Consider the following 9,400-nt stretch of genomic DNA (forward strand, 5'->3'; position numbering starts at 1 on the left):
TCTCTTGAAATCCCAAAAAATGCACACTTTTTCCGGTATACCCTTCAAAACCCTTGCACTAATTTCTGTGTTTATCAGCCTCTAACCTTTGATATATCAAGGTTTTAGGTTTATTCAGCAAACCCTACCCTGGCTAATCATAAATAAAGGACAGGCAGGATGCCTATCCCACAAGATAGGATAATTTATCCCATTACCCATTACCAATTACCCATTACCCATTACCAAACTATAACCAATCTCGATAAGCAGAGATTTCATTTACGCCAATTTCAAAGGGCATTCCTTTACCAAAAGGCGGATAAACTCTAACTTTTGCTTCTTTGGTAAATGGTTCTAAACTTTTACCAAATTGGGGAATATTGCTGACTATATGCCAGTAAGATACTATATCAGGAGCGTCAATAATTAATAACAGAGCATTACCGTTTTTGGTGATATACCAATGACAGTTAGATAGCAAGACTTGGGTAATGCGATCGCAAGCGTAATAAAAGCATCTGCCAATAGATTGCTCTAATTCCATTTGTAACATTCCGTCCTGTTTTGTCACCTCTACGGGAGGTAAATCATCAGGAGGAAGTAACGGCAGTTTAGACATAATTTCGCACCTCTTGATTGTAACGCTGCAAACTCTCAAGATTTTTTACAGAAATAAAGATGAGGGTTTGAGTGCTATTGTGCTGATATTTTATTCGTCCTGGAATTTCTTGATTTTGTCGCGGCAGGTTTGAACATCCCCAATTATCCAATTTTCCAGCAAATAATCTATTTCATAACAGATATTTGTTTGATAATAGGATTGTTGGGGATGGGGACTATTCTGCATTACTTGAGTCGAGTTAGCTATGGTTTTCTGGCTAAATTTATGGATGAAAGGTAAGGCTTTATTTACCGCTTCATCATCAGTTTTAGTCACAAAAAAGAACCGCGCTAACAGAAATTGATCTGCACCACTGTTATTGATTTGTCGATATCTGATGACAGTATTTCTCAATCTCAAAAGAGAAAAAGGTGGAATCCTCATTAAACTAAAAGAATCGTCACCAGCATATTTAACTACATCATCATCACTAGCGATATTGCAGAAAAGTCCTATTTTCATGATTGGCTATATTCTAGACCGCCACTAAATGCAAATCCAACCATAAACGCGGTTCCGACTGTCTTAATTTAGATAGTGGATCGCGGAGTAATCTTTTAGCATTTATGCAAACTACCTGAATAAGTCCCATATTTTCTGCTACTTCTCTCAATATTTCTTTTTGTGATTGTACTAATGGCATGATGTCATCAGAACAATAAATTCCTATATATTGAAAGCGTCTAGCAGGTCTTCCCCAAAAAGAGGTGATAACTTTCACATGGCAATTTTCCAATATTTCCCCAAGGTCAGGGTAATAATGGTCTAAGATTCGTGTGAATTCTTGAGCTAGGATATCTTCAGTAATCATTTGACTGATATTTCTGATTGATATTTCTGTAGCGTCTATTACTACTATTTAGTATAACATAATCTTGTTATTTAAACATGACAATTTAGCAGGTTTTTCTAAATAAAATATTAATTTCTAGTAGTCAGGAGTCAGGGAGAAATTATTTGTATTTTCCCAGTCACCAGTCACCAATCACCAATCACCAGTCACCAATCACCAATCACCAATCACCAATCACCAGTCACCAATCACCAATCACCAATCACCAATCACAAAAAGAGGTGAACTTTAAAAAAGCATCACCTCTAATATAATGACCATTTATAATTAATTCAAAATTACTGAACTGTATAGCACAAATAAATTTTGAACTAAGTCCTGTATTTATCAAACATTCTGACTCCTGAATTCTTACCTTATCGGGAATTGCGTTCAGCGACTAAAACATCAGCGAGAATATTTGGTAGATTTTTCAAATCCATATATCCTTCAGAACCAGAGATAGGAGACATAAATGTATAATTTGGGTCACAGGCTCCTGTATCATAAACTTGGATAAACCATTTATCAGGAAAACCTTCCACACCCAATTCTACAATGTACCAATATTCACCCATTAATTGCGAGTTAATGATAGTAAACCAATCTCTGTATTCTTCCGCAATGTTCCAGTCTGCTAACAGAAATTCTAAAGCTATTTTTCCTGCATCAGTTGAAGTCAATAGCATTATTACTCCTGAGTTGCAACCTCATTGGAAACATCAGGATATAAACCTAATTGTTTCGCTAATTCTTTAGCTATAAAAAATAAAAATTGAGCGCCATCTTGATTACCTTCATGGGCAAACATAGTCGCAACTTGTAGCATTGTGTGTATCAAACCAGAATCAACTAATTCGGGTTGAGCTTCCAATACCTCTGGTTCTTGTCCATTAGGACATCTGAGTAATTCATCAATCAAATTAAAATACTGAGTTTGGCGTTCTTCTGACATGGTAATTTACTTTATGGTGAACAAGAAACTTGAAAATTATTGCTTTATTTTCAGGATTCAGATACAGTATTGACAATTAATGAGAGTTTTCGAGTCATGATTGATAATTGATGAAAAACTTGCTTGAAGTATATCCCTCATAAAAACAATATTCTGACTCCTGACTCCTGACTCCTGACTCCTGACTCCTTACGATTTATTGTTCAATACTTTGTTGCCAAAGTCTTTCTAACATTTCTACTTGCGCTTTGAAAACAGCAGCACGATAAACAAGATATCTATCGTAAGCAATGATTCCCAAACCAATACAAATAGGTGTAGCTAAAACCAACCATTGCAAAATTGTGACGATTTTATATTGTTCAACAATCATTTGCAGTTGGAGAAAAAAATTATTTGCAGGTATTTTTTTTTGAGTTAGAGATTCCAGAGTATTTACACTCTGATTTGAGAAAGAAAAAGAAGCATAACCTTGATTAATTTTCGTTAATTCACAAGATAAATTCTGTGTCTTAACTAACTCTAGATGTCGTCCCCAAATTAAATTAAAAACTATTATTCCCGGAGAAAGTACAGCTAAAGTAACCAAACCAACTGTCAGCACATTGAAAATTTTTAATTTCATGTTTGCTCTACCTCGCTAGGTTACAATTACCCAGTAATAAAATCTAATTAAAGGTAATTTATGGGTTATTGCTGCACCTTCTGATTGCCATTTCTCAAACAGCTATCACATTTTAGATTTGATGTAGTAATTTTAGATTCAAAATATAAAATTGGTAGATAATACCTAATATTTAAATTTTTGCTGTGAATCTAAAATCTAAAATCTAAAATTTAAACCCAGCAGTTTGATCAGTTACAAATGTAAATAGCGAATCTCATAAATGTTGATCAAGCAATTGAAATTAAAAATTCATAAAAAATCCGAATCCACTCCTAAAATATGCTAGATTTAGTAATCAATAATACTGACAGAATTTAACCGCTTGTGAATAGAGATTACCATTTAATTATGGTTAAGAAGTCCCCCCTAGTTCACCAGACTTGCGTCTAGGAATTTCGGGGGGTAGAGGGGAATCTCTGCGTAAATCCTATAAATGTTTATATCAGTTGCCTCCCCAGCACACAGTTTACCCCACCAGAATTGAAATTATTAAAATCATTAAAGTTGTACTCAAAGGCTGTAAGTCTTATCTAGTAAGAATTATAAAAATTTTTGAGGGTAGAGGTGCTAGATTTTTGCAGAGGGGGTACTAGCATTTATCAGGTGGGGTGCGGGGATTTTTGTACTCAACTGTAAAGCTTTATGGGCAAATACTTGAGGATATTTAAAGATGATTTTTAATGATGAACTCTGTACTCAAATAACAGTATATCATGACAAATTGGAACTGAATTAAAAATAAACTAAAGAAATCAAAAAAGCAATTAAAATTTTGCCAATTAAAATTTTACCAATTAAAATTTTGGCAAAATATTTTTGGATTTTGATCAAGTCAGGAATTACAAGGAAATTATGTTGATAGATAAAATTCTTAAAATAAATGTTACTCAACTATCAAAAAAATATCTAAAAACCGAGTATGATGAATAAAGAGATAGAATGATTATTGATAATTTTAGGATAATTTTAGGATAATCTTAGGATAATCTGAGGATAATTTTAGGGGTTAATAAATGCGAATTGCTAAAAACGTAACAGAACTTATTGGTAGAACGCCCTTAGTACAACTCAACAAAATTCCTCAGTCTGAGGGAGTAGTAGCCAGAGTAGTTGTTAAGCTAGAAGGTATGAATCCAGCAGCATCTGTTAAAGATAGAATTGCTGTAAGTATGGTAATTTCAGCAGAAGCAGAGGGCTTAATTACACCAGGAAAAACTATTTTAGTAGAACCAACTTCAGGAAATACAGGCATTGGTTTAGCAATGGTAGCAGCCGCCCGTGGTTACAAATTAATATTAACCATGCCAGAAACCATGAGCCAAGAAAGACGCGCCATGTTGCGTGCTTATGGTGCTAATTTAGAATTAACACCTGGTACTGAAGGAATGCGGGGAGCAATTAATAAAGCAGAGGAAATAGTAGCAAATACTCCCAATGCTTTTATGTTGCAACAATTCCGCAACCCAGCTAACCCAAAAATTCACAGAGAAACCACCGCTGAAGAAATTTGGACTGATACAGATGGGGAAGTTGATATCTTAATTGCTGGAGTAGGAACTGGGGGAACTATTACCGGAATAGCGGAAGTTATTAAACAAAGAAAACCGAATTTTCAAGTTATTGCTGTTGAACCTAGTAAAAGTCCTGTGCTTTCTGGTGGTAAATCTGGTTCTCATAAAATTCAAGGTATTGGTGCTGGTTTTATTCCCGATGTTTTGCGTCCAGAATTAATTGATGAAGTGGTTCAAGTTGATGATGAAGATGCAATGAAATATGGACGCAAATTAGCAACAGAAGAAGGGTTATTATCAGGTATATCTTCTGGTGCGGCTTTGTGTGCAGCAATTAAAATCGGTAAACGTCCAGAAAATGCAGGTAAATTAATAGTGATGATTCAGCCTTCTTTTGGGGAGCGTTATTTAAGTACAGCGATGTTTCAAGATTTGATGAGTTAAATATTCGTAAATATTCTGTAGGTTGGGTTGAGTTTTTTGTCTGAATCAGGATTTCCAGGATTAAAGGATTCACAGGATTATGTAGGGTTTGCTGAGAAAGTCTTTCCGTGAGGGCATAGGAGTCAGGAGTCAGGAGTCAGGAGGAGATTTGAAAATTTCTTTGCCATCTCTTGAAATCCCAAAAAATGCACACTTTTTCCGGTATACCCTTCAAAACCCTTGCACTAATTTCTGTGTTTATCAGCCTCTAACCTTTGATATATCAAGGTTTTAGGTTTATTCAGCAAACCCTATGTAATTTAAATTGATACAGCAGGAATCAGGAGTCAGGAGTAAAACTCTGTTTCTGTCTAGGTTTCAAGTTATATTCTGTACCTGATTAATCTGCAATCTGCTGTAATTAATATAATAATTGATAAATATAGATTTCAGGTATTAATATTAATTACTGTCAGTTAGATAAATTCATTTTGCTGTTGAAGATGCTGCAAATAATTAATGATTCAATATTCACAACACTAATCTTTCCTCAGATATCTGATTTATCCTGCATCTTCATGACTAAAATCTTATAAATTATGATAAAAACAAAAATCCTGCAAATCCTGATTCAGACAAAAATATCATATATAGTATAAAATACATCTATAATATAGATGACATCCTTTTTGGTAATTTACATTAGGCGTATGAATACAACATTGAAAGAATTTTTGGAAGCTTGCGAAAATTTAGGAACTTTGCGTTTAATAGTCACTAGCAGCGCCGCAGTATTAGAAGCTAGAGGAAAAATAGAAAAACTATTTTATGCAGAATTACCAAAAGGTAAATATGCGAATATGCACACCGAAGGATTTGAATTTCATTTGAATATGGATAAAATCACTAAGGTAAAATTTGAAACAGGTGAAGCTAAAAGAGGTAATTTTACAACCTATGCTATCCGGTTTTTAGATGAAAAAGAAGAACCTGCATTAAGCCTATTTTTACAATGGGGTAAACCCGGAGAATATGAAGCGGGACAGGTAGAAAATTGGTTGGCTTTACGGGAGAAATACGGTGAAGTTTGGCAACCTTTACCCCTAGAAAGTTTGTAATTTTTGCAATTGATTGATTCAATCAATCGTTTATCTGCATCAAAATTCATAAGTAGGGGTTTAGCAGTGCTAAATCCTTACAGGATTAACATCAGATTAATGTTGGAAATTAATGTTGGCAATTAATGTTAGAAATTTAAATTGATTTTTTTGAGTTGTTGATTATGTTCCTGAAAACCATTTTAAGTCTTTGTTTAATCATCCTCTGTTTATTTACCAATGCAGAAGCTAAAGCAGGTGAATTATCTGAAAAATTAGCCAACTTTACACAATGGGAAAAATTAACATCAGTCAAACCCGCAAAGGGAGATTTAGTTTACCCTGACTGGATAGCTGGAACTTGGAATGTCACCAGTACCTTGGTAGATTTAGCTGCACCTTTAGCACCAGATATTATCACACCAGGATTTGAAGCAAATCGCAGTCAATTAAATCAACCTGTGAATTTTGTAGTGAGATTTGTGAAAGTTACACCACACAATTCAGATTTTAATCTTTTCTTTAAAACAAATCAACAATCACAAAATCAACAATCACCAATTTTAGTAGCTGATCGAGTATTTAACAGTTTGAACTTATCCAGAGCTTATTTAGGAGATGATGCTGTATTAGCAGTTAAATTAGATCCAGAATCTCCTAATCGTCAAATTACCTTTTTTCGTGGCGATCGCCAATTAGTTTCTGTAGTCACCGCACGCACAACCGAAAAAAATCCCGATGGTAAATTTGGTAAATTTGGTAAATTTATCAGTGCAGAAGTTTTTCAACAATATTTTAAAGGTGGTTCTCGTGCCTATTTTAACAATGTAGAATCTACCACAGCTTATCATTTAGTTTCCACATCTGATCCCAAATTATACCCAACAATAGAAGCAGATCAAGTCACTGCTGTGTACCTTTCACCCCAAGATCCTGATTATTTTACCGCAGGTTCTCGTCCGGTGGCGCTTTATCGTTATCGGTTGGAATTTTACCCCTTAAAATAGCCAAAAAATTGTCAATGCACCAAGAAGGCATTGATCACCGCTTACACTCCCTGCAAGAAACAGGTTAACTCAGGGGTTAATCATCTGAAACCCTTGTGATTTAAGCCTTTCCGGTTTTTTTGAAAAAAAGTTTTCCCAACCCCTTGCCAAACCTAAAAACTGCTGCTACTATAGGAAAAGTGGAACGAAGCGGGTCGGTGTCCGAGTGGTTAATGGAGACGGACTGTAAATCCGTTGGTTTGCGCCTACGCTGGTTCAAATCCAGCCCGGCCCACCACTTTGAGATGATATGGGTTACAATAGCTGAGTGTCGAGTTAAATTCTCAGCTTTGTAATTCATAAATCATCAAAAACCCGAAAAGTAAATTTCAATTTTGCCCGTGTGGCTCAGTGGTAGAGCACACCCTTGGTAAGGGTGAGGTCACGAGTTCAATCCTCGTCACGGGCTTGTTTTAAAACTATTAATATATATTAACATATAAGGTTTTTAGGCTATTCCCTAAAGACTATCAAACATCTATAAAACATATTCTATCCCAAAATTGCCCCAAAAAATAAAAAAAAATGAACCCCTTAACTCTTGTGTCATGGTAAGCTGTTACACAGCTAAATTGTATAATCCTAATATTCTGAACTCTTGTTTAACAGGCAAGATGCCTGTTCCACTTATACAAATTAAATGCACAACAGCTTAAAACTCAGCTTTTTCTGCAAAATTCTGTTCATTCTGAAAATCTGGAAATCCTGATTGAGACACTGTGCTGCTTTATACCAGAAAACAAGTTTCTCAAAATGAAACCCAGAACTCATCACACCTAACGCCTAACTCGTACAATAGAAAATAGATTGTTGCGAAATGTATAGTTAGGATTTATTGCTGTCATGGCCTCAGCAGTTTTAATCGAAAATCTAAAAAAAAGCTACGGTTCTGTAGTCGCTGTTAAGGATGTCTCCTTTGAGGTGAAACCAGGGGAAATATTCGGTTTACTTGGTCCCAACGGTGCAGGGAAAACCACTACTCTCCGCGCTTTGTGTACCCTCACCACCCCTGACTCTGGAAAAATCGAAGTTTCGGAAATCTCGGTGTTAGATAACCCTAAACTAGCACGTCAAAAGCTGGGTTATGTCGCTCAAGAGGTGGCTTTAGATAAGGTTTTAACCGGTCGAGAACTGCTACAACTGCAAGCAGCACTTTATCACCTCCCCAGTAAAGTTATCAAAGAACGCATTAACACTGTATTAGATTTACTCGGGTTACAGGAATACGCAGATAAGAAAACCGGCACTTATTCCGGTGGTTTACGCAAACGTCTAGACTTGGCCGCTGGTTTATTACATTCCCCAGATGTTTTAGTATTAGATGAACCAACGGTAGGACTTGATATAGAAAGCCGTTTTGTGGTGTGGGACTTTTTGCGAAAATTACGCGCTGGGGGGACTACGGTTGTCATCACCAGTCATTATTTAGAAGAAGTTGACGCTTTAGCTGATAGGGTAGCAATTATAGATCGGGGTTTGGTAATTGCCACTGGTACACCTTCTCAATTAAAAGATCAAGTAGGAGGCGATCGCATTACCTTACGCATCCGCGAATTTTCACCAAATGAAGAAGCAGACAAAGCAAAAAATCTGCTGTCATCTTTACCTTTTGTGCAAGAAATTATCATTAATTCCGCCCAAGGTAACTCCTTAAATTTGGTAGTTACTCCCCAAAATGACGCTTTAATTTCTATTCAACAAGCGTTAAATAATGCAGGTTTACCAATTTTTGGTATTGCCCAATCTCGTCCTAGTTTAGATGATGTTTATTTAGCAGCAACAGGTAAAACTTTAATGGATGCAGAATTAGCTGCTGTAGCAAATCGTGATCCGAAAGCTGAGAAAAAACAAAATATGAGATAGGATAATTGATAATTGATAATTGATAATTGTCAATTGTCAATTAGACCTCTCCGAAAAAGAATGTAGAGACGTTCCATGGAACGTCTCTACAGTAGATTCTAGCCCGGAGATTATCAATTTGATGTTGCAGATTTCAAAGCTTGTTGAAAATCCTCTAAAGAATTAACCACCACTGCCAATTTCAACATTTCATCTAAAATAGATAGGGTTTGCTGAATAAACCTAAAACCTTGATATATCAAAGGTTAGAGGCTGATAAACACAGAAATTAGTGCAAGGGTTTTGAAGGGTATACCGGAAAAAGTGTGCATTTTTGGGGATTTCAAGAGATGGCAAAGAAATTTTCAAATCTCCTCCTGACTC

10 protein-coding genes, 2 tRNA genes and 1 pseudogene are annotated in these 9,400 nt (G+C 35.7%); 7 read left to right on the forward strand and 6 right to left on the reverse strand.

The annotated features are described in order from the left end of the window. Positions 1-229: 229 nt before the first annotated feature. The 3 genes and pseudogenes from H5968_RS23795 to H5968_RS23805 form a co-directional block, all read right to left on the reverse strand. Entirely contained in the window at positions 230-601 is a 372-nt protein-coding gene (locus H5968_RS23795) for a hypothetical protein (RefSeq protein WP_096572119.1), read from the reverse strand. Then, positions 594-1,072 (reverse strand): annotated as a pseudogene (locus tag H5968_RS23800) (LLM class flavin-dependent oxidoreductase); the annotation flags it as partial. The gene H5968_RS23795 and the pseudogene H5968_RS23800, both read right to left, overlap by 8 nt. A 46-nt stretch (positions 1,073-1,118) precedes the next feature. Beyond that, entirely contained in the window at positions 1,119-1,454 is a 336-nt protein-coding gene (locus H5968_RS23805) for a hypothetical protein (protein WP_096572118.1), read from the reverse strand. A 146-nt stretch (positions 1,455-1,600) separates the two neighbouring features. On the opposite strand from H5968_RS23805, the gene H5968_RS23810 reads away from it, so the two are divergent. Further along, on the forward strand, positions 1,601-1,750 hold the full coding sequence (locus H5968_RS23810) for a hypothetical protein (protein ID WP_187041921.1): 150 nt from the start codon (positions 1,601-1,603) through the stop codon (positions 1,748-1,750). Between the two features lie 102 nt (positions 1,751-1,852). Here H5968_RS23810 and H5968_RS23815 read toward each other — a convergent pair whose 3' ends face one another. From H5968_RS23815 to H5968_RS23825, 3 genes are all read right to left on the reverse strand, one after another. Beyond that, positions 1,853-2,164, reverse strand: coding sequence for a hypothetical protein (locus H5968_RS23815; RefSeq protein ID WP_096572117.1), 312 nt, complete (start codon positions 2,162-2,164; stop codon positions 1,853-1,855). A gap of 2 nt (positions 2,165-2,166) precedes the next feature. Then, positions 2,167-2,430 (reverse strand): hypothetical protein, encoded by a 264-nt coding sequence (locus H5968_RS23820; protein ID WP_187041922.1) that lies wholly within the window; start codon positions 2,428-2,430, stop codon positions 2,167-2,169. A gap of 196 nt (positions 2,431-2,626) precedes the next feature. After that, on the reverse strand, positions 2,627-3,055 hold the full coding sequence (locus H5968_RS23825) for a hypothetical protein (protein ID WP_187041923.1): 429 nt from the start codon (positions 3,053-3,055) through the stop codon (positions 2,627-2,629). Positions 3,056-4,110: 1,055 nt separating this feature from the next. Here H5968_RS23825 and cysK point away from each other — a divergent pair. From cysK to H5968_RS23855, 6 genes are all read left to right on the forward strand, one after another. Continuing rightward, entirely contained in the window at positions 4,111-5,052 is a 942-nt protein-coding gene (gene cysK, locus H5968_RS23830; protein ID WP_187041924.1) for a cysteine synthase A, read from the forward strand. Between the two features lie 689 nt (positions 5,053-5,741). Then, positions 5,742-6,149, forward strand: a complete 408-nt coding sequence (locus H5968_RS23835; protein WP_096572113.1) for a ChuX/HutX family heme-like substrate-binding protein — start codon at positions 5,742-5,744, stop codon at positions 6,147-6,149. A 164-nt stretch (positions 6,150-6,313) separates the two neighbouring features. After that, entirely contained in the window at positions 6,314-7,135 is an 822-nt protein-coding gene (locus H5968_RS23840; protein ID WP_222620788.1) for a DUF6816 family protein, read from the forward strand. A gap of 191 nt (positions 7,136-7,326) precedes the next feature. Further along, positions 7,327-7,412 (forward strand) — tRNA-Tyr (locus tag H5968_RS23845). 99 nt (positions 7,413-7,511) lie between these two features. Then, positions 7,512-7,583, forward strand: a tRNA-Thr gene (locus tag H5968_RS23850). A 434-nt stretch (positions 7,584-8,017) separates the two neighbouring features. Further along, the gene (locus H5968_RS23855; RefSeq protein WP_187041925.1) at positions 8,018-9,037 is read left to right on the forward strand and encodes an ABC transporter ATP-binding protein; all 1,020 of its coding nucleotides are present in this window, start codon (positions 8,018-8,020) and stop codon (positions 9,035-9,037) included. Positions 9,038-9,400: the final 363 nt, after the last annotated feature.

The organism is Sphaerospermopsis sp. LEGE 00249 (genome assembly GCF_014299995.1).
Taxonomy (GTDB): Bacteria; Cyanobacteriota; Cyanobacteriia; order Cyanobacteriales; family Nostocaceae; genus Sphaerospermopsis; species Sphaerospermopsis kisseleviana.

What these genes read in the sequence shown, in the direction of transcription:
- H5968_RS23795 (WP_096572119.1), bottom strand. Translation starts at nt 601, where the DNA reads ATGTCTAAACTGCCGTTACTTCCTCCTGATGATTTACCTCCCGTAGAG.
- H5968_RS23805 (WP_096572118.1), bottom strand. Translation starts at nt 1,454, where the DNA reads ATGATTACTGAAGATATCCTAGCTCAAGAATTCACACGAATCTTAGAC.
- H5968_RS23815 (WP_096572117.1), bottom strand. Translation starts at nt 2,164, where the DNA reads ATGCTATTGACTTCAACTGATGCAGGAAAAATAGCTTTAGAATTTCTG.
- H5968_RS23820 (WP_187041922.1), bottom strand. Translation starts at nt 2,430, where the DNA reads ATGTCAGAAGAACGCCAAACTCAGTATTTTAATTTGATTGATGAATTA.
- H5968_RS23825 (WP_187041923.1), bottom strand. Translation starts at nt 3,055, where the DNA reads ATGAAATTAAAAATTTTCAATGTGCTGACAGTTGGTTTGGTTACTTTA.
- cysK (WP_187041924.1), top strand. Translation starts at nt 4,111, where the DNA reads ATGCGAATTGCTAAAAACGTAACAGAACTTATTGGTAGAACGCCCTTA.
- H5968_RS23835 (WP_096572113.1), top strand. Translation starts at nt 5,742, where the DNA reads ATGAATACAACATTGAAAGAATTTTTGGAAGCTTGCGAAAATTTAGGA.
- H5968_RS23840 (WP_222620788.1), top strand. Translation starts at nt 6,314, where the DNA reads ATGTTCCTGAAAACCATTTTAAGTCTTTGTTTAATCATCCTCTGTTTA.
- H5968_RS23855 (WP_187041925.1), top strand. Translation starts at nt 8,018, where the DNA reads ATGGCCTCAGCAGTTTTAATCGAAAATCTAAAAAAAAGCTACGGTTCT.